At 35.8% G+C, this 20478-nt stretch carries 23 protein-coding genes and 1 riboswitch; of the genes, 21 read left to right on the top strand and 2 right to left on the bottom strand.

The window, feature by feature from the left end; all coding sequences use genetic code 11:
• The first annotated feature begins 9 nt into the window (after positions 1-9).
• From MKY26_RS00325 to MKY26_RS00345, 5 genes are all read left to right on the top strand, one after another.
• A complete protein-coding gene (locus MKY26_RS00325) occupies positions 10-786 on the top strand; it encodes an alpha/beta hydrolase (RefSeq protein ID WP_341054678.1) in 777 nt (258 codons plus the stop codon).
• 131 nt (positions 787-917) lie between these two features.
• Positions 918-2018, top strand: a complete 1101-nt coding sequence (locus tag MKY26_RS00330; protein WP_341091781.1) for an endospore germination permease — start codon at positions 918-920, stop codon at positions 2016-2018.
• Entirely contained in the window at positions 1996-3486 is a 1491-nt protein-coding gene (locus MKY26_RS00335; protein WP_328199577.1) for a spore germination protein, read from the top strand. The genes MKY26_RS00330 and MKY26_RS00335 overlap by 23 nt, the downstream gene beginning before the upstream one ends.
• Positions 3483-4619, top strand: coding sequence for a Ger(x)C family spore germination protein (locus tag MKY26_RS00340; protein ID WP_095370160.1), 1137 nt, complete (start codon positions 3483-3485; stop codon positions 4617-4619). Before MKY26_RS00335 ends, MKY26_RS00340 begins: the two co-directional genes overlap by 4 nt.
• Before the next feature lie 26 nt (positions 4620-4645).
• A complete protein-coding gene (locus tag MKY26_RS00345; protein ID WP_095373508.1) occupies positions 4646-5101 on the top strand; it encodes an NUDIX hydrolase in 456 nt (151 codons plus the stop codon).
• A 49-nt stretch (positions 5102-5150) separates the two neighbouring features.
• On the opposite strand, the gene MKY26_RS00350 is transcribed toward MKY26_RS00345, so the two are convergent.
• Positions 5151-5441 (bottom strand): AbrB/MazE/SpoVT family DNA-binding domain-containing protein, encoded by a 291-nt coding sequence (locus tag MKY26_RS00350; protein WP_095370159.1) that lies wholly within the window; start codon positions 5439-5441, stop codon positions 5151-5153.
• Positions 5442-5730: 289 nt separating this feature from the next.
• On the opposite strand from MKY26_RS00350, the gene MKY26_RS00355 reads away from it, so the two are divergent.
• From MKY26_RS00355 to MKY26_RS00370, 4 genes are all read left to right on the top strand, one after another.
• Positions 5731-6708: a ring-cleaving dioxygenase gene (locus MKY26_RS00355; protein WP_341091784.1), complete on the top strand. Its 978-nt coding sequence runs from the start codon at positions 5731-5733 to the stop codon at positions 6706-6708.
• A gap of 344 nt (positions 6709-7052) precedes the next feature.
• On the top strand, positions 7053-8219 hold the full coding sequence (locus MKY26_RS00360) for a TraB/GumN family protein (protein WP_341091786.1): 1167 nt from the start codon (positions 7053-7055) through the stop codon (positions 8217-8219).
• Positions 8220-8263: 44 nt separating this feature from the next.
• Positions 8264-8449 carry a hypothetical protein gene (locus MKY26_RS00365; protein WP_095370157.1) on the top strand — a complete coding sequence of 62 codons (186 nt, stop codon included), beginning with the start codon at positions 8264-8266 and terminating at the stop codon, positions 8447-8449.
• A gap of 127 nt (positions 8450-8576) precedes the next feature.
• Positions 8577-8963, top strand: coding sequence for a hypothetical protein (locus MKY26_RS00370; RefSeq protein WP_307317619.1), 387 nt, complete (start codon positions 8577-8579; stop codon positions 8961-8963).
• Between the two features lie 121 nt (positions 8964-9084).
• Here the strand turns inward: MKY26_RS00370 and MKY26_RS00375 are convergent, their stop codons facing one another.
• On the bottom strand, positions 9085-10017 hold the full coding sequence (locus MKY26_RS00375) for an aldo/keto reductase (protein WP_251162923.1): 933 nt from the start codon (positions 10015-10017) through the stop codon (positions 9085-9087).
• A gap of 161 nt (positions 10018-10178) precedes the next feature.
• On the opposite strand from MKY26_RS00375, the gene MKY26_RS00380 reads away from it, so the two are divergent.
• The 12 genes from MKY26_RS00380 (at position 10179) to MKY26_RS00435 (ending at position 20253) form a co-directional block, all read left to right on the top strand.
• Positions 10179-10850 (top strand): response regulator transcription factor, encoded by a 672-nt coding sequence (locus MKY26_RS00380; protein ID WP_095373506.1) that lies wholly within the window; start codon positions 10179-10181, stop codon positions 10848-10850.
• The gene (locus MKY26_RS00385) at positions 10843-12285 is read left to right on the top strand and encodes a sensor histidine kinase (RefSeq protein WP_095370155.1); all 1443 of its coding nucleotides are present in this window, start codon (positions 10843-10845) and stop codon (positions 12283-12285) included. Before MKY26_RS00380 ends, MKY26_RS00385 begins: the two co-directional genes overlap by 8 nt.
• Before the next feature lie 5 nt (positions 12286-12290).
• Positions 12291-13136 carry a class I SAM-dependent methyltransferase gene (locus MKY26_RS00390; protein ID WP_341091788.1) on the top strand — a complete coding sequence of 282 codons (846 nt, stop codon included), beginning with the start codon at positions 12291-12293 and terminating at the stop codon, positions 13134-13136.
• A 113-nt stretch (positions 13137-13249) separates the two neighbouring features.
• Entirely contained in the window at positions 13250-14014 is a 765-nt protein-coding gene (locus MKY26_RS00395) for a hypothetical protein (RefSeq protein WP_341091792.1), read from the top strand.
• Between the two features lie 39 nt (positions 14015-14053).
• Positions 14054-14266, top strand: a complete 213-nt coding sequence (locus tag MKY26_RS00400) for a hypothetical protein (protein WP_341091794.1) — start codon at positions 14054-14056, stop codon at positions 14264-14266.
• Positions 14267-14316: 50 nt separating this feature from the next.
• Positions 14317-14520, top strand: coding sequence for a hypothetical protein (locus tag MKY26_RS00405; protein WP_095370152.1), 204 nt, complete (start codon positions 14317-14319; stop codon positions 14518-14520).
• A gap of 20 nt (positions 14521-14540) precedes the next feature.
• Complete coding sequence (locus tag MKY26_RS00410) at positions 14541-14834, top strand: spore coat protein (RefSeq protein WP_095370151.1); 294 nt, start codon at positions 14541-14543, stop codon at positions 14832-14834.
• Between the two features lie 119 nt (positions 14835-14953).
• The gene (locus MKY26_RS00415; protein WP_341091795.1) at positions 14954-16192 is read left to right on the top strand and encodes a S1C family serine protease; all 1239 of its coding nucleotides are present in this window, start codon (positions 14954-14956) and stop codon (positions 16190-16192) included.
• Positions 16179-17045: a peptidylprolyl isomerase gene (locus MKY26_RS00420; protein WP_322910021.1), complete on the top strand. Its 867-nt coding sequence runs from the start codon at positions 16179-16181 to the stop codon at positions 17043-17045. The genes MKY26_RS00415 and MKY26_RS00420 overlap by 14 nt, the downstream gene beginning before the upstream one ends.
• Before the next feature lie 15 nt (positions 17046-17060).
• On the top strand, positions 17061-17741 hold the full coding sequence (locus MKY26_RS00425) for a polyphosphate polymerase domain-containing protein (protein ID WP_307317599.1): 681 nt from the start codon (positions 17061-17063) through the stop codon (positions 17739-17741).
• Positions 17742-17762: 21 nt separating this feature from the next.
• On the top strand, positions 17763-18446 hold the full coding sequence (locus MKY26_RS00430) for a DUF4956 domain-containing protein (RefSeq protein WP_095370148.1): 684 nt from the start codon (positions 17763-17765) through the stop codon (positions 18444-18446).
• Between the two features lie 19 nt (positions 18447-18465).
• Complete coding sequence (locus tag MKY26_RS00435) at positions 18466-20253, top strand: CotH kinase family protein (protein WP_341091798.1); 1788 nt, start codon at positions 18466-18468, stop codon at positions 20251-20253.
• Between the two features lie 92 nt (positions 20254-20345).
• Positions 20346-20452: riboswitch (SAM riboswitch) on the top strand.
• The last annotated feature ends 26 nt before the right edge of the window (positions 20453-20478 follow it).

Below are 20478 nucleotides of genomic sequence, written 5' to 3' on the forward strand. Positions count from 1 at the left end.
GATGGGAAAGTGTTACATGGAGAAATACAACAATGGACAGTACATTCTAAAACAAAGCAAGACTATGTCATTTCAATTCATATGCCAGAGAGTCCACCCCCACCTGAAGGCTACGGTGTTCTTTATGTACTTGATGGTGATGCCTATTTTCAGTTGATAAAGGAAGTTATTCGGCTGCAGGCGAAACGGTCTGCTAAAACAGGCGTATCTGAAGTGATTATTGTAGGTATAGGATATGGAGCTAAAGATTTTCATTCAAGGAGGGTCTTTGATTTTACCCCACCTGCAGAAAGTGACCAATTACCACTACGACCAGATGGTAGTGCTTGGGGAGATACTGGGGGAGCGGAACAGTTTTATAACTTTATAGAAAATGAGTTAAAACCAGCTATTAATAAAGAGTTTCCGGTTAATCAAGAGAATCAATCCTTATTTGGTCATTCTTTAGGTGGGTTATTCACATTAATGACGATGATGAAAAATCCAACTTCTTATCAGGCGTATTTCGCTTGTAGTCCTTCGATCTGGTGGAATGGTCAAGCTCTCATGCAAGAAGTGCCAGCTTTTATGGAACGATTTGAACAAAGGCATGAGAATCTTGACATTCGCCTTTTTCTAGCAGCAGGTGGGGATGAGAAAGAACATTTATTGATAGCTGTTAGAAAGTATTATGAGAAAATCAATGAAATGGAACAACTGTCAGTTATCTATAAGGAAATAGAAGGAGAAAATCACGCTTCTATTATACCAACAGTATTAAGTACAGGTTTGAGATTTCTTCGGTAATTCTATAAAAAGGGGTTTTGTGATGCTTTATCACAAAACCCCTTTTTTAAATTGTTGCGGTTGTAAAATCAAATATGTTTTGGAATAAAAACCAACTTCTTCCCTCATATTAAGAAAAAGGGAGGTAAGAGATGATGGTTCGAAGTATTACCGCTTTAAATTCATTTCCTGTTTTGGGCCTTGCCATAGGTTTGATGACCCATGTAATTGTATTGCCCTCTGTATTAAGCGTGGCAGGACGTAGTGCTTGGGTTAGTTTAATGATAGCTGGAAGTCTTTATATTATTTGGATTCCTCTCATTTACATAATAATAAAGAAAACAGGGCAACAAAACCTGATGAACTGGTTAAAAACAAGCAGTCCTCCAATTGTGTATAATGCCATTCGAGCACTGATATTATTTCTTTTATTCATCAATGTCTTTGTTACATTATATACAACTTTTTCTTGGGTGAATACCAATTATATGATTCAAACACCTAAGTATGTTTTATTTATCATTTTAATCATTCTTTGTTTATTAGCTGCCCTCTCAGGTATAAAAGCAATTACAATTGCTAGTGGAATTCTATTTCCTATCGTTTGTTTACTTGGTTTTTTTATTATGATAGCCAATTTTAAGTTTAAAGATTATTCGTTACTTTTTCCCATTTTTGAAGAAGGATGGGCACCTATTCTTTTTGGTGTTGTTATTTTATCAGGAGGGCTTTTGGAGATTTTTTTGTTAGTTTTATTACAGCATCATATTAATGATAACATATCTTTAAAATTTTTCATTCCGATATGTATTTTCTTCGTCTTTGTTAATTTTGGCCCTTTAATTGGTGCGATTACTGAATTTGGTCCTTCACAAGCAGCAGAGTTAACGAACCCTGCTTATGCACAATGGCGCTTAATAACCTTAGGGAAATTTTTAAATAAGTTAGATTTTCTTTCTATTTATCAATGGCTTTCTGGTGCGTTTATTCGTATTAGCTTGTCTATCTTTATCATTGGGGATTTATTTCATTTTAAGACGCAAAAAAGAAAGGTGATTTTATTAATTAGTGTGTGTCTTTTTTTAATAATCGGACTATCTTTACCGATTGATGGACCGACTTATAAAATCATGATTGATCATTACTTTTTTTCTATTACAGTTATTGGGATTCTACTTGTGACGCTCAGTATTCATCTAATCCTATTAATTAAAGGAAGAGTGGAAAAAAATGAAAACGCGATTAAACAATAAGAAAAGACTGCCGAAGACTGATAAATTGGATGAGCAATACTTAAGGCAGCAATTCGCAATCAATGGCGACGTGCAATTTGTTAATTATTCGTTTCAGTATTATCCACAACCAGGGAAAGTGGTTGTTCTCTTTTCTGAAGTAATGATCGATAAAGGTAAATTAAGTGAGGCTTTAGGTAGGTTAGAAGAAAGTTTTTTAGCAGACCGACGCCTAGAAGAAAAAAGGGAAGAAAATGAGCAATTACTGATGTATCAAGTGAATGTGGAGGAAGAAGATAAAGAATCAATAGCTGAAGATATTTTTTCTGGTATGGTTTTTGTTCTAGTGGAAGAATTAGATGAAATCTTTAAATTTGATCTCCCTCAAATTCCAAACCGATCACCAGAAGAGTCCAATTCAGAATTATCTTTTCGAGGACCAAGAGATGGTTTTGTGGAAGACTTGCATATTAACCTTGCGTTAATAAGAAAACGGTATAAAACCTCAACGTTAGTAAATGAAGCAATTGAGTTAGGGGTACGTGGGAAAACAAAAATTAGTTTATTATATGTGAAAGATATAATAAAGGAGCAATATGTCATTGATTTAAAAAGCCAGTTAGCAAAAATAGAAACAGATGTGATTATTAGTACAACCGATTTAGAAGAGGTATTGTCAGGTAAGTACTATACTCTTTTCCCCTTGTTTAATTATACCGGACGTCCTGATAACGTAGTTGCTAATCTAGATTTAGGTAGATTTGTCATTATTGTGGATGGTTGTCCTACTGTAATGGTTGGTCCAACTACATTATTTTCAGTATTAAAAACACCGGAAGATCGCTTCACAGAATATTATTATACGAATATGCAAATGTTTTTTAGGTTAACTGGTCTTGTCATATCAAGTATTTTGCCAGGATTCTATGTTGCTATGATTTCCTTTCATATGGATCAATTGCCTTTCCCATTTTTGGCGACTATCACAGTATCGCGAATGGGATTACCATTATCACCACCGTTAGAGGCATTTTTAGTCTTAGCTTTATTTGAGTTATTTAAGGAAGCAGGTAATACTCTTCCAAGGGCTATCGGACAAACATTAACGGTCGTAGGGGGGCTAATCATTGGTGATGCAGCAATAAGAGGTGGTTTAACAGCTCCCACCATGCTTGTTATTGCTGGTGTCACTTCTGTTGCTGCGTATACCCTTGTTAACCAGTCACTCGGTGCCTCCTTAAGCCTTGTACGTTTCTTTATCTTGCTTTTTTCAGCAGTACTCGGTTTATTTGGCTTTTTTATCAGTATTTTTTCAGTGATATTGTATTTATCTAGACTAGAGATGTTTGGTTTGCCTTATTTAGCTCCACTTTCTCCTTTGTCATTTAAAGATACATTTGCAAGTATTTTAGAAAAACCATATCTTTTACGAAAAAAAAGGTCAAGTACTATGCGACCTAAGGATGACACGAAGGGTAGGCTAAAATGAAAAAAATCCTTATACCTATTATCGTATGTGCTCTTCTATTAAGTGGTTGTTGGGATGAAAAGGACATTGTGGAAATGCAATATATAACCGCCATTGGCATTGATTATGATAAGGAAAAAGAGGATTATATATTGTACGCACAGGTAGTGTCTTTTGCAGGTGTAGCAAAGTCGGAGCAAGCAGCAACAGTGCCGTCGAAAGTCTGGGTTGCTAAAGGGCAAGGAAAATCAATGGAAGCTGCTATAAATATGATTTACGATAAATCCAATCAAATAGTATACTGGGCACATATAGGAATCATTATTTTTCATGAACGATTACTGCAACATGGGATTGATCAAATAAGTGACAGTTTGGCTCGTTTTCAACAGATACGGGAAACTAACTGGATGTATGGCACGAAAGATTCGATTGAGGATATCCTACTAGTAACAAGTCTCTTTAGCTCCGCGGTTCAAACAACACTTTTTAATCCAGAGGAAGCTTATCATGTACACTCTATCATTTCACCTATCAGAATGCATCGGTTCTATTCAGACTTTACTGAGAAAGCTACCACCACAAAACTACCGATGATATCAGTAAAAGAGGATGTTTGGAGAACTAAGGGAGCAACAAATGATTCAGCTAAAAGCTCTGGAGTCTTCCTTTTAAAGGAAAAGAAATATTTAGGGGGCTTACCAATAAGTCAATTCAGAGGCTTACGTTGGGTAACAAAGACCACAAAAAGGTCTCCGTTAAGAATCAAATTGGAAAATAATGATGAAGTAAATCTCATTATTACCCAATTAGACCCACATTTGAAAATAAATGAATTAGACAAAGATAAATTTGATATCGATATTAATGCAAATGGAGGAATCATTGAGGTTCATAAAGAAATTTCGTTACCCATTCTGAAGGAAAAAATTATCGAAAAAATGGAGAAGGAAATTAGAGAGACCTATGAGAATGCTTTAAACATAAAAGCAGATATATATAATCTTGAAGAACTTGTGTATAGAAAAGATTATGACCGTTGGAAGCATGATTACAAAGGAAGGTTTACACTAACAGAAAATTCTATTGCGAATATAAATATCGATATTACTATTACGAAAACAGGAGAGTACGATTATCAATTTTCTTATTAAGATTGGGAGAGGGGAAGCAAGACGAAATGGAATACTATAAAAAGATAAGAGAGTATGTAGGTAAGGAGCCATTACTTTTACCTGGAGCTGTTGTTGTTATCGTGAATGACCGAAATGAGATTTTGCTACAACAAAGGCCGGAGTCTCTTTGGGGCTTACCCGGAGGATTAATGGACTTAGGTGAAAGTATGGAGGAAGTAGCGAAAAGAGAAGTTAGAGAGGAAACGGGGCTTGTAGTCGAGAATCTTTCGTTTGTTCAGTTGTTTTCAGGTAAGGAATTCTTTGTACGTACAAAAAACGGTGATCAGTTTTATGCCATTACTGCGGTTTATATGACAAATGACTATAGTGGGAAATTAACTACAAATAGTGAGGAAACCTTGTCTGCACAATTCTTTCCTATTGAACAGCTTCCAAGTGGATTAATCGAGAATTATCAAAAGTATATAGAACCAGTTAAACAATTATTAAAGCAACCATAAAAAAACAAGGCTCTCATTCTATACTTGAAGAGCCTAGTTTCTTAATCGCCTATTTAAAATGTAACAGTGATTGTTTGTTTCTAATTTCTGTTATGAGTGATTCTGCTGCTTTTCTACTAAGTACAATTTTCCCGTCGGCTAGCACTAAATTATCGTTCTCGATTTCACCAGTTATTTGACAAGCTTTACTGGCATTATACTTTTGTAATATAATTCGATCATTTTCAACGAATATTTCAAGTGGATCCTTCTCATAAATTTCTAAAGTATTTCTTAGTTCCTTTGGAATGACTATTCTCCCTAATTCATCAACTTTACGAACAATGCCTGTGCTTTTCAAAATGACTACCTCCTATTAATGGTTGTGGATTCCACTTATTTTTTTTAATAGTTAATTATTATACAATGTTAGCAAAAATCCTTTATTAAACTGGTTACATTTATATTACTATTTTTATCGTTTTTGTCATAAAAGTTTTTTTCTGTAAAATGGGATAGAGCAATCATAATAAGTTGACAGAAAATCGAATTCGTGATAATTTTATCTCAAGTTAAAGATATTTTAATTCAAGATATATAAATACTTTTAAATTATTATGTAGATATTAATTCTAGAAGGGAATGATTCGATGTACGGTATAAAAGGCGTTCATCATGTAACTGCGATTACTAGTAGTGCAGAAAAGAATTATCAATTTTTCACCTATACTTTAGGTATGAGATTAGTGAAAAAGACTGTCAATCAAGATGATATTCAAACATATCATTTGTTTTTCGCAGATGATACGGGAAGTCCTGGAACAGATATGACTTTCTTCGATTTCCCTAATATACCCAAAGGTGTTCATGGTACAAATGAAATTTTTCAAACATCTTTCCGTGTACCTAGTGATCAGGCATTGGCTTATTGGGTGAAAAGGTTTGACCGGTTAAATGTTGCCCATAGCGGTATACAAGAGCAATTTGGCAAAAGAGTTTTGCCGTTTGTTGATTTTGATGGTCAGCAGTATCAGCTTATTTCCGATGAAAATAATAAAGGTGTCGAAGCTGGGACACCGTGGCAAAATGGTCCTATTCCTTTAGAGTATGCGATTACTGGCCTTGGTCCGGTCTTTGTACGTGTATCTAATATTGATTATTTTAAAGAAATGCTGATGAAAGTATTAGAGTTTAGAGAAATTGCCCAAGAAGGTGACTTGTACTTATTTGAAGTTGGCGAAGGTGGTAATGGTGCACAAGTAATTGTTGAGTATAATACCGTTTTACCGATGGCACGTCAAGGATACGGTACCGTCCATCATGCTGCTTTTAGAGTGGAAGATAGGGAAGCTATTGATCATTGGACTGGGAGAATGGCGCAATTTGGCTACCAATCATCAGGTTTTATTGACCGTTTCTTCTTCGGCTCTTTGTATACAAGAGTTGCACCGCAAATTCTATTTGAGCTGGCAACAGACGGTCCAGGGTTTATGGGAGATGAACCATATGAGACACTAGGTGAATCGTTGTCACTGCCACCATTCTTCGAATCTAAAAGAGAACAAATTGAAGGCCTAGTCAGACCAATCGATACAGTTCGAAGTACAATTGACTTTAAAAAAGAATGACGCACTCTATGAGTATTAATTAGGATTAAGCAAACGCGATCTCATTTGATCGCGTTTTTTAATTTCGTTAAAATTAATTATGCTTAAAACAATACATACTTATCTGAGTTGATTATTTTTCAAGATGATACATAACACCCACCAATTAATAGGGATACTATTCATATGTTTTATCTAATTTGTGTGAAATACAATATTTATAACTAAAAGGAATAAGGGAATAACATGGAGGAGTGTTTTTTTAAAGAAATAAGAGAAATCAATTTTCATTTTGCATTTTCTAGTTTAGTATGGTTATATGTATAAAAAGTACGGTTAGGTTAGATGAAGGGGAAGATCGTTGCATGTCAGAAGAAAATATCACGAGAATACATATGTATGAAAAAGAATATATCCTTATTGGTACAGCACATATATCCAAAAATAGTGCGGAGCAAGTAAAAGAAGTGATTGAAAGAGAGCAGCCTGACTCCGTATGTATTGAATTAGATAAAGGTAGATATGAGTCTATTACAGAAGGAAATAAATGGAAAGACATGGATATTTTTAAGGTGATTAAAGAAAAGAAAGCAACACTTTTATTAATGAATCTTGCTATCTCCTCTTTTCAAAATCGTATGGCTAAACAATTCGGAATTAAAGCAGGACAAGAGATGATTCAAGCCATTGAATCTGCTAAGGAAACCGGAGCAAAGCTTGTGTTAGCTGATAGAAATATCCAAATTACGTTTTCTCGTATCTGGAGAGGACTGGGTTTTAAGGGAAAAGCAATGTTACTTTCACAAGTATTTGCCGGTATATTTAGCAATGAAACGATAACTGAAGAAGAATTAGAAAAAATGAAAAATCAAGACTCAATTGATTCCATTTTAAATGATTTTACTGAGGTATTCCCACAATTAAAAGTACCTTTAATTGATGAACGCGATCAATATTTGGCAGAAAAAATAAAGAATGCGCCCGGTGAAAAGGTTGTTGCTGTATTAGGAGCAGCTCATGTTCCAGGTATTAAAAGGGAATTTGAGAAAAAACATGATCTCAAGAAATTAACGGAGGTACCACCAAAATCAAATGCGCCAAAAGTAATTGGCTGGATGATTCCAGTAGCAATTTTAGTCCTTATTGTTCTTACTTTTCTCATGAATCCATCGGCTGGAGTACAACAAACAATTAGTTGGGCCCTTTGGAATGGAGGGCTCGCTGCTCTAGGGGCTGCTATTGCATTTGGACATCCTCTTACAATATTATCAGCATTTATTGCTGCGCCATTTACATCTTTAAGTCCGTTGTTGGCTGTAGGTTGGATCGCCGGATTTGTCCAAGCATTCATTAAGCGTCCGAACGTTCGCGATTTCGAAAACCTCTCGGAAGATGTATTTACATTGAAAGGGTTTTGGAATAATAAAGTAACTAGAATTCTCCTCATTATTGTGCTATCCAATCTCGGTAGCTCATTAGGAACTTTTATTGGCGGAGCAGATGTCATTCGTTTATTTATTGATCATTTATAAGTTATACTAGAATTAGTAATGTTCATTGAAAGGAAGTATGACGTTTGAAGAAATTCCCAACAATTATTATTGTTGCTATTGTAGTTGCGATAATAGCGTTTAATATGCTGGAAGCTGATTCAGCAGAATTAGTATTACGTGATCGAACGTTGATTTCAGCTGGTGCAGGTGTTTTGTCCGGAACCATTATGTGGATTCTTTTAACACTTGATAAAAAAGATAAAAAGTAATGTAAGAGCGCCTTTTCTTTTGAAAGGCGTTTTTTTATATGGGCTTTAGTTGTGATGTTCTCTTTTTGTCATAACAGTTGAGGTTGGTCAATACAATGAAATAACAACGAATGAAAGAGGGGACAGCATGAATACGAATAGGGTGATTACCAATGAAGTACTTGTACGCTATGCGGAGCTCAGCAGATTAAAAAAACAAATTGATGAAGAGTTAGGTGCTATGAAAAAAGTATTCAATGAATACTTTGATCAAGCGGTAGGGAGAAACGAAAAAGGTGAACTCATCCTCTCCCAATATAAATTACAGCGTCAAATTAGGGTGAAAGAGCAGTACGATAGAGAGAAGACGGTAAACAAATTAGAATCTATTAATCAGCATCAACTTATTCAAAAAATACCAGATGAGAAGAGAATTCAGTCTGCACTAGATTTAGAAATTATCGATGATAAAGATTTATCTGACTGTAAAACCACACAATATACGAAGGTGATTGTCGTTAAAGCAAAGGAATGAGGAGAAAAGATATATGGGATTTAGCATAGTTTGAAATATGTATTTTACACGAACAAATCCATTTTTTTGAATTTGTTCGTGTATTTGGTATTGTTCTGACTATATTTTGAACCGGCTTGTCTTATTTAAAGATGGTAGAGATTTGCTCTATTTCTTCTCCGGAAAGTTGCACTTCTAATGTTTTTAAATTATTCAACACTTGCTCGGCTCTTTTAGCCCCTGGGATAATTGCGTCGATGCTGTCTTTTGTTAAATACCAGGCTAAAACTATATGGGCGACTTCCACATTTTTCGCTTGGGCAATACCTCGTAATTCATCTACTTTTGCTAAGTTATCTTCAAAAACCTCTTTTTGAAAATGTGGGGAGTTAGCACGCAAGTCACTGAATGTTGTATTTTTATCGTATTTCCCTGCTAATAAGCCAGATGCTAGTGGAAAATAAGGTATGAATGAAATATTGTTTTCTTTTGTATAAGGAAGTAAGTCTGCCTCGGCGTTTCTCTGTAATAAATTGTATTCCCCTTGGTATACATCTACATAACCATCTTTATTGGCTTCTTTTAATTGATCAATAGAAAAATTAGATACGCCAATAGCTCTTATTTTTCCCGCGTCTTTCAGTTCTTTCAACGCTCCAACTGCTTCGTCTTTTGGTGTTGATTCATCAGGAAAATGAATGTAATAAAGGTCAATATAGTCAGTTTGGAGTCTACGTAAGCTATCGTCTACAGATTGTTTTAAGAAACTGGGACTGTTATCCATCACCACATCTTCTTTAACGAATTTATGAGCGCCCTTGGTCGCAATGACTGCTTCTTCACGTTTGCCTCTTTCTTGTAAAACCTCCCCAATGAGTTCCTCTGACCGCTCAGGCCCGTAAATAAAGGCTGTGTCAAGAAGGTTCACGCCATTATTCAATGCTTCATGAACCAGTTTTTTTCCTTGTGCTTCATCAAGGTTGGAGTATAAATTATGTCCACCCACTGCATTTGTTCCAAGACCAATAGGATTAACAAAAAGTCCAGATTTACCTAATTGTTGTTTCGACTTCATTTACTTCACTCCTTCTTTTAAGTTAATCTGATCATAACAAATAATGTTAAGATAACAAAGAAATGCGTTTGTCATTCTTTCTTTTAAGTTGACATCTACTTGACATGAAGCAGAACGATAATGAATAGTAAAACATACGTCAGGAGATTATGGTGAGTGAAATGAGAACTGTTTTAATAGTGGAAGATGAATTACCAATTAGCCAAGTATTAAAAGTTTATTTACAAAAGGCAAACTTTCAAACTGTCCAAGCATTTAATGGAACTGAAGCAATCCAAAAATTAAATGAATATCATCCATCACTTGTTTTATTGGATGTTATGTTGCCAGATCGGGATGGATGGTCAATTTTAAAGGAAATCAGAGCGCAAATGAAAACGCCTGTTATTATGTTAACCGCTCTAGCGGACGTTCAATATCGATTAAATGGATTAAATGAAGGAGCAGATGATTATATCGCTAAACCATTTAATGCAGAAGAAGTTGTAGCTAGAGTGCAAGCGGTCTTAAGAAGGACTGGTAAAAGTGATGAAAAAATCAAGAAGTACGGTGGTCTGATAATTGATATTAAGTCTCATAAAATTACATTAAATAGTGTGGTCATTGAGTTAACGCCTAGAGATCTTGCTTTGCTCATTTTTTTAGCAGAGCATCCGAATCAAACATTTACTAGGGAACAATTAATTGAACATGTTTGGGGTTGGGAATATGAGGGAAGCGATCGAGCGGTAGACTTAGCGATTAAACGAATTAGAAAAGCATTGCATTCATGGTCTTCAGAAGAAGGTGAAATCAAGACTTTACGTGGATTGGGGTATCAATTAAGTGTCTAATCAACAAAGTAAACCTAGAGAATCTCTACTTCGATATTGGACGACTCGCTATTTACTTGCACTTTGTGTCGGACTTCTAATTATCGCCTTTTTTTCTGTATTATGGATTAGGCATACCACAGTTGAAAACCGCCTCAATATTATGGAGTTAATGGCGGAAGAAATTGCTGACCGTTTTGTAGAAATGAGTGAAGGAAAGCCAATTCCAAAAGGAGATGTCCCAGGGTATTTGAATGATAGAGGACGTTTTATGGATTTAGAAAGTGATCCACTTATTTCAATTGTTGATACGTATGGAAATACTTTAACAACCAATCGGCCTCAAGATCGAATGTTACAATTTTCCGAAGTTCTTTTAAATGAGGATAAAACTGTTCAAGAATTAAATAATGATGCAACGAAAGAAGCTTTTTATGTTGTAAAAGTACCGATTACTTATCAAGATGCGCCTGTAGGCTGGGTAGTTATGCTAGAATCGAAAGCAAATCTAGCAGAAGTAAACCAAGAATATCGATTATTAGCTATGATGATTATTGGTTTGGCATTAATTGGCTGGGCAGCGATTTACTTCTTGTCGAAGAGATTGTCTAAACCTATCCAAGAAGTAGCAGAGGCAGCTAGGGAAATTCAAGCGGGGAATTATCAAATTGATTTAAAGGATTCATACCAAGAACAGGAATTATATGAGCTTGTACATTCTTTTAAAGAAATGTCTAAACGGTTAGAGAAATTAGAAACATTACGTACGGAGCTGTTAGCAGGTGTGACTCATGAATTAAAAACGCCGGTAACGTCAATTGACGGGTTATTGCAGGCTGTTCATGAAGGAGTGGTGGAAGGTGAAGAGGCAAAAGAGTTTATCAAACTGTCCATATTAGAAACAGAAAAAATGAAAAAAATGGTGGAAGATCTATTAGCCTTTAACACTTATGCCACGAATGTGATGCCAGTTCAACTACAAGAATATGAAATTAATCAATTAATTAAAGAATCAGTCTATCAATGGGAAATTACGCATGAAGTAAGTGAGGATTTTCAACTTGTTGTGTACCAAGCGAGCACGCCTTTATTTGTGCATATTGATCAGATAAGATTACAACAAATTCTAATTAATTTACTTAATAATGCCTTCCAGGCAATGGATGGAAAAGGGAAAATCGAGGTTAAAATAGATACGGGACCGAAGAATATCTCTATAAAAGTTAATGATAGTGGAAAGGGAATACCTGACGAAGAAGTACCATACATTTTTGAGCGTTTCTTTCGTGGACAAGAAAAGAAGCTTCGTGTAAGAGGGTTAGGTCTTGGCTTACCATTTAGTAAACTGATAGCACAATCAATGAATGGTGATTTAATTTTAGTTAAGACATCTGAGTGTGGTACTGAATTTATGATCGAATTACCTTATCAAAAGCACAGTTTTAGGAAGGATTGACCAAAGTGAAAGAACCTGATCATACAGCTGTAAGAGTGTCTTTATGGCGAGCATTACATTTAATTGTTGATGAAAAACCTTATATTTTTCATGATAATATCGGTTTAAAACTTATCTCTCCAAATGTTGATTGGCAGAAACGTCCTGATATAGATGTAGCAAATACAAGTGCTTTTAGAGCATCAATTGTCGCTCGCTCTCGTTTTGTTGATGATTTAGTTGTTGAACAATTTGAAAAAGGGGTAGATCAATATGTGATTCTTGGTGCGGGGCTTGACACTTTTGCACAAAGGCATCAAGAGTTATGTCCTCAGATGACCATTTATGAAATCGATCAAGTTGATACACAGTTATGGAAGAAAAAAAGACTGGAAGAAACAGGGTACCACATTCCTGATTGTTTAAAATTTGTACCGGTAAATTTTGAAGAGAAACAAGGGTGGTTAGATCAATTAAAGAAGAATGGTTTTGATGTTACGAAGCCTGCCGTTGTTGTTTCAACAGGGGTTACTCAATATTTAACTATAGATGCCATTATGGATACATTGAAAATGTTTAGTAAGTTAGCAAAGGGCTCAAGGTTGGCGCTGACTTTCCTACTCCCATTTGAAAACATAAAAAAACAGGATGAACGGAAAGAGGTGGATGAAGCAGAAAAAGGAGCAAAAGCAGGTGGAACGCCATTTATCAGTTTTTTCACCCCTTCAGAAATGCTAGCACTAGCTGAAGAGGCAGGCCTAAAAGATGTGACTCATCTATCATCTATTGATTTAAAAGAGAAGTATTTTCGTGAACGGAAAGATCAATTGATGCTGCAAGGTGGAGAAGATTTTATTATAGCAACGATATGAAAATATGTCGTTCCCTACTTTTATAAGATATCTATTCACATTTAACCCGCAATTTCAGATTATACCTGAAAGTTTGCGGGTTTTTTCGTACTTGGATACTCGGCGATTGAGCTGTGTGCTTTGGAAAAGTATTATGTCAAAACGAGATAGAACTGAAAGCCGAGGATAATACGTTAGCACGTCATTCAGATGGAAAAGCAGAATCGAACGCTTCGCAAAAGGTGTTTGCAAGTCATTCAGAAGGAAAAGAGGAAATGAACGCTTCGCAAAAGGTATTTGCAAGTCATTCAAAAGGAAAAGCAGAAACGAAAGCTTCGCAAAAGCTATTTGCAAGTCATTCAAAAGGAAAAACGGAATCGAAAGCTTCGCAAAAGGTATTAGCAAGTCATTCAGAAGGAAAACCGGAAATGAACGCTTCGCAAAAGCTGTTTGCAAGTCATTCAAAAGGAAAATCGAAAATGAACGCTTCGCAAAAGGTATTTGCAAGTCATTCAAAAGGAAAAGCAGAAACGAAAGCTTCGCAAAAGCTATTTGCAAGTCATTCAGAAGGAAAAGCGGAAATGAACGCTTCGCAAAATGTATTTGCAAGTCATTCAAAAGGAAAAGCAGAATCGAACGCTTCGCAAAAGCTTTTTGCAAGTCATTCAAAAGGAAAAGCGGAAATGAACGCCTCGCAAAAGGTATTAGCAAGTCATTCAGAAGGAAAACCGGAAATGAACGCTTCGCAAAAGCTGTTTGCAAGTCATTCAAAAGGAAAATCGGAAATGAACGCTTCGCAAAAGGTATTAGCAAGTCATTCAGAAGGAAAAGCAGAATCGAACGCTTCGCAAAAGGTGTTTGCAGGTCATTCAGAAGGAAAAGCGGAAATGAACGCTTAGCAAAAGGTATTTGCAGGTCATTCAGAAGGAAAAGCGGAAATGAACGCTTCGCAAAAGCTGTTTGGAAGTCATTCAAAAGGAAAAACAGAAATGAACGCTTCGCAAAAGCTGTTTGCAAGTCATTCAGAAGGAAAAGCGCAAATGAACGCTTCGCAAAAGGTGTTAGAGAGTACGTTAACAAACAGAAAACGAGAATTAACCCAAGGTGGAACCAACCGCAGAGATAAAAGAAATAACCGTCTTATGGAATAAACATACATTTATGTTTCATACTAACAAAAAGGAGTATGGGAGGTGGCGTAATGTATCAGTTAACGACGAAAGAATTGTCGGCAATTGAAGATGAAATTCGGGCGGAGGAAATAACAGCGAAGACGTTTAACTGGTGTGCTTCTCTTTGTGAGGACGAAGAAGTAAGGATGTCATTGGAAAAATTAGCAGAGGAACATCAGCTAAGGATTGCAGAATTATCAACCTATTTCAACCGAGCGAGGAAATTACATTAATTTTATTGGAGGTGGTTTCATTGCCGAATAATATCAATGGTCGTGGATTAACAGAACGAGAAATGTTGCAATTATGTTTAGAATTAGCAAAAGGAAGAGTTCCCGCTATTAGCCACACATTAATGGAAACGACTCATGATGAATTGAGAGATATTTATGAAGGGTGCTTAAAAACAAGTGCAGAAGCCCAAAAGGAAATCTTTCAATTAATGGAAAAGAAGGGATGGTATGAAACGCAACTCGCTACAGTAGAAGAAATCGAAAATGTACAAAACTTTATGCAAAATAATTTAAACCCATCTCCCTCCGAATAATATTCGGAGGTTTTTATTTCTTTTTTTACATAAAAAATTATTTTGACATATGCCTGACACATTCACTGATTAAATTATAAAACAAGGCAAGCAAAATCAAATGAAAGAAGGGATTTTTAATGAATGAATTCAATCATTTTGAAGATAATCGCGAGTATCAATCGAAGCGAAAAAATACTTGGTTTAAAAGTGTAACAATGACTGTAGCAAGTGGAGTTATGGGCTCAGCCCTAACTTTAGGAGCAATCAATTATTTTCCTAATGAAACAAAACAGTCTACGGAGGTTGTACAGGAGCAAGCAGAAACTAATGTTTCCAAAGTTAATGCTGAAACGGTATCAACTACGAGTGATGGGTCGATTGCAGATATAGTAGAAAAAGCCTCTAAAGCAATCGTAGGCGTTGTCAACATGCAAGAGCAGCAAGCAAACCCTTTTAGTCATTCTACAGGCAACACCCAAAGTGGGGAAGCAGTTGAAAGTGGTACTGGCTCTGGTGTTATTTTCAAGCAAACAGACAATGAAACGTATATTGTGACAAACAATCACGTCATTGAAGGAGCGTCTAATATTCAGGTTTCTCTGCATAATGGTGAAAAGCTTCAAGCTGAACTTGTTGGAACAGATTCATTAACAGATATTGCCGTGTTAAAAGTGAATGAAAAAGTAGACGCTGAAGTCCTTTCTTTTACTGATTCTTCAAACCTTCGTGCAGGAGATCAAGTGTTAGCAATAGGCAATCCACTAGGCTTAGATTTATCCAGAACAGTAACTCAAGGAATTGTAAGTGCAGTGGATCGATCGATTGAAGTCTCTACCTCAGCCGGAGAATGGGATTTAAATGTCATACAAACAGATGCAGCAATAAATCCTGGAAATAGTGGTGGAGCACTTATTGACACAAATGGGAATATGGTTGGTATTAATAGTTTGAAAATAGCTGATAGTGGCGTAGAAGGGTTAGGCTTTGCCATTCCAAGTAACGATGTCGAGAACATTATTGATCAGTTAATGAAGGATGGTAAAATCATTCGACCTTATCTAGGTGTTGGTTTGATGGACTTAAATCAAGTACCGCAGTTTTATCAAGAACAATTACCAAAAAATGTAGAAGAAGGTGCCATTATTACCCAAGTTGAGGAAGGTTCGACAGCAGAAACGGCGGGGTTGCAAGCTGAGGATATTTTAGTTTCAATTGGTGATCAAACTATTACAGCCGCTAATGACTTAAGAGAATCTCTTTATAAAGACTTTTCAATTGGCGATAAGGTTAAAATATACTTTTATCGTGATGGTGAAAAGAAAACAGTAGAAGTAACGTTACAAGGAAATGGGGAAAAGCAAGTTGAAAAAGAATAAATTATTGATTGCCACTGGTTGTATGTTTGTTGCTGCTGTCATAGTTGCTGTTGTTTTATACAATAGCCATTCAAAAGCAGCGACAGTCAATGGAGAAAATATAAGCAAAGATGATTTGAATGAAGCGTTAATGTCTCAATATGGCACTTCTGTTCTAGATACATTAATATCTGATCAAATTGTTCTTCAAGAAATGGATAAGGAGAAGGTAACTGTAACTGAAGAAGAAGTGGCTGAAGAAATGGATGCCTATATGGAGCAATATGGGGGAGAAGAGGCATTTAAAGAAGTGTTAGATGAAAACGGGGTATCCTATGACTCTATAGAACATAATATCGAAATCTACTTAGGTTCAAAGAAATTGATCACACCAGGAATAGAAATTACTGATGATGAGATGGAAACATACTTTGAAGAAAATAAAGAAAGTTTTTCTCAGGCAGAAGAGATAGAAGCAAGTCATATCCTAGTAGAAGATGAGGATACTGCCAAAGAAGTAAAACAAAAACTCGATGATGGTGACGATTTCTCAGAATTAGCAGCTTCTTATTCAACCGATGATTCAAATAAAGATAATGGCGGTGAATTGGGGTATTTTGGTGAAGGTGAAATGGTAGAAGCATTTGAAGAAGTGGCTTTTGCTATGGAAGTGGACGAAGTGAGTGATCCAGTTAAAACAGATTATGGTTATCACATTATTAAAGTAACAGATCATAAAGAAGCGAAAGAAGCCAATCTCGAAGATGCGAAAGAAGAAATAAAAGAGATGTTAATAGAGTCTAAGCTTTCTACTGAATATACGGAATGGCTAAATGAGAAATACGAAGAATACGAGATTAAAACGTATATTTAAAGGAGGTGAACGATTTTGAAAGGAAGGAAAGAGCTCAAACATGAAATCTCAAAAATGGATGGGGTTATACTTAAAAAACGCTTAAGTTCCTTTATGAATGCGGACCCCCATTCAAATGGGAGAGGGGGATATAATGTTCGTAGCGTATACTTTGATAACTTTGAAAACAAAGCACTAATAGAAAAAAAAGAAGGCTATATGAACCGGGCAAAATATAGGGTTCGCACATATAATAATGATTTTGACACAATTAATCTAGAAAAGAAAAGTAAGAAGAATAATCTGACCTATAAAGAAAAATGTCGGATGACAGCTGAGGAATATGAGCTTATTAGAGCTAGCGACATTTTATGGATGGAGAATGATTCCAGACCATTAATGAGGGAACTTTTCCATAACATGATTCGTTATCAATTGAAGCCAGTAACGGTTGTCGATTATGAGAGGGATGTTTATATCTACCCATATGGTAATGTACGTCTCACTTTTGATAGCAATATTCGTACAAGCTTAAGGAATCCCGACTTTTTAAATACGACAATGCCTATGGTACCATCCCTTGATCATCAATTGATGATACTTGAAGTAAAGTATGATGAATACATTCCCGATGTCATTAAAATGCTTCTGCAAATGCTAGATCGCAGGAAGGGCACGTATTCTAAATATCAATTAAGTAGAATGTATGGATTATAGAGAGAATAGGAGAAAAGCAAAATGGAAAGTGTGAATTTTTCAGATGTATTTAAATCAAGCTTTTTAGAAAAGACAGAGAGTTTTTCAATTATAGATTCCCTAATAGGTTTATTCATGGCTTTTGCAATTGGACTTTTTATTTATGCAGTATATAAGAAGACATTTTCTGGTGTGATTTATTCACATACTTTTAATATATCCCTCATTATAATGACCATGGCTACAGCATTAATTATTATGGGAATTTCCTCGAATGTCCTGTTATCACTAGGTATGGTTGGTGCTTTATCCATTGTCCGTTTTCGTACACCAATTAAAGACCCTATGGATCTTGTTTATCTTTTTTGGGCGATTGTTGCCGGTATTCTTTGCGGAGCAGGCTTTATTCCATTAGTGATTATTGGCAGTTTAATGATCGGTCTCGTACTTGTATTGTTCGTTAACAAAATTACGATTCAGAACCCTTACTTACTCATTGTAAAATATGGGGGTGAAGATGTGGAATCTCAACTAGAATCGCTATTATCAAAGGTCACTAATAAACATATGATGAAATCCAAATCTATCATGAATGGTAATCAAGTAGAAATTACTTATGAAGTAAGAATGAAAAAAGAGCAATCTCAAGTGGTGAATAATGTAACGAACCTTAGCGGGGTAGAGTCGGCTGTAATGTTAAGCTATGACGGTAATTTTACAGCGTAAATGAACAGGAGAAAGGAATATGATTAAACGCAAATATGTCGTTCTCGTTTTTCTAATGTTGGCTGTTTTATTTGTTGGTATTCTATTCTTTCTACCTCATTTACTTCCAAAAGGGGAAGTAGTTGATCACTCTTATGTTTCAAAAGTATTCAATAAAAATAAAGTGACTCAAGTTGAGTTAACCCTAGCAGAAGATGATTGGGAAGATATACTAGAGAATCCGACGGAAGAAGAATATAAGATGGCAAATGTGACGATAAATGGAACTAAATTGAACCAAGTAGCTGTTCGGACAAAGGGGAATTCTTCCCTTTCTTCCGTTGCTAGAATGGAAGATTCTGATCGTTATAGCTTCAAAATAGACTTTGATTACTATACCGATCAAACTTTATATGGATTGAAAAAGTTGAATCTAAATAACCAATTTAGTGATGCTACGCAAATGCGAGAATATTTATCGTATCAATTAATGGAGAATATGGGATTACCCACACCTGCTTATTCTTATATGTATGTGACCATTAATGGTCAGGAATGGGGATTATATTTAGGTGTTGAACAAGTAGACGAAGTGATGCTTGGAAGATATTTTGAAAATCCATATGGATCATTGTACAAGCCAGATGGTACAAATAGTGACTTGAAATGGGTAAGTGATGATATTGATGATTACTCAGGTTTAAACTTGAAATCAGAGGAGCAAGATGAACAAGCGTTAATAGATATGTTAGATAGTATCAATAATGGTGGCAATTTAGAAAAAACTTTAGATGTGGATCAAGTATTACGATATTTTGCAGTAAATACGGCTGTCGTTAGCATGGATAGTTACCAAGGGCAAATGAAGCACAACTATTATTTATATGAAAATGATGGTAAGTTCTCAATCATTCCGTGGGACTATAATATGGCATTTGGCGGCTTTGGAGTAGGTATGGGTGGCGGAGGACGCATGAACGGAGATTCTTCAATCGCTGAAGAAAACCAAAACAAAAATCAAAATCAGGAACAACAAGGTCTAGCACCAGGAGAAGGTGGGCAAGGTGAGGATGAACAAGGTCAAGTTCACCAAGCTGAAATGGGGAACTTCGATGGTGGCATGGGAAATAGTAATTTAATGAGTGAAGATACGATTAATTTCAGTATTTCAGAACCTGTAGCTGGTACTTCTTTAGATGAGAGGCCTTTACTTAATGCTTTATTGGCAAATGATGAATTTAAAAAGCAATATGAAGCATACCTTGAAAAGATTGCCGAAGAATATATGACAAAAGAGTCTTACCAAAATACAACTACACAAATTAGTACATTGATTCTTCCTTATGTAGAACAGGATCCTACCAAGTTTTATACAACAGAAGAATTTCTACAAGCAGTGCAAGGTGATGAGAGTTTACCAGCATTTGCTGAGGCGAGATCAGAATCGATACTTGCTCAGCTTTCAGGTGAATTAGAAGTAGAATCACAAGCTTCTGAAGTCAATAACATGTTCCCTAGCCGAGCAGGTGGTGATGACCAGGAAGGTCAAGAAAGAGGAGAAGTATTCCAACCGCCAAACGGTAATGAAGGAAACATTGATGGTGAAATGCCTGAACATCCGCAAGGCAATGGAGACTTTCCGCAGGAAGGAGATTTTGAGACACCAGAAGGGTTTGAAGGTATGCCTGGTGGTGAGGGACGTGGACAAGAAGAGCAACCTAGTACAGTAAAGTTCAAAACGTCAGCAATCATCTTGTATGTGGGTCTAATCACAGCTTTATTAGGAACAATTTTTTTTATCTTCTTGTTTAAACGAAGAGGAAGATAAGTAAATGCATAAATAATCAAAATACTATTGACAATTAATTCAATACCCGATAAAATTTCCTTTATCAAAGCAACACATTAAATTTAATATGATTCTTATCGAGAGAGACTGAGGGACCAGGCCCGAAGATGTCCGGCAACCTCCTTTTAAAGGGAAGGTGCTAAATCCTGCAGAATGATTTCATTCTGAAAGATAAGGTTTAATAACAATCATTTGTTGAGCCTC

It is taken from the genome of Cytobacillus sp. FSL R7-0680, from assembly GCF_038009245.1.
Taxonomy (GTDB): Bacteria; Bacillota; Bacilli; order Bacillales; family Cytobacillaceae; genus Cytobacillus; species Cytobacillus kochii.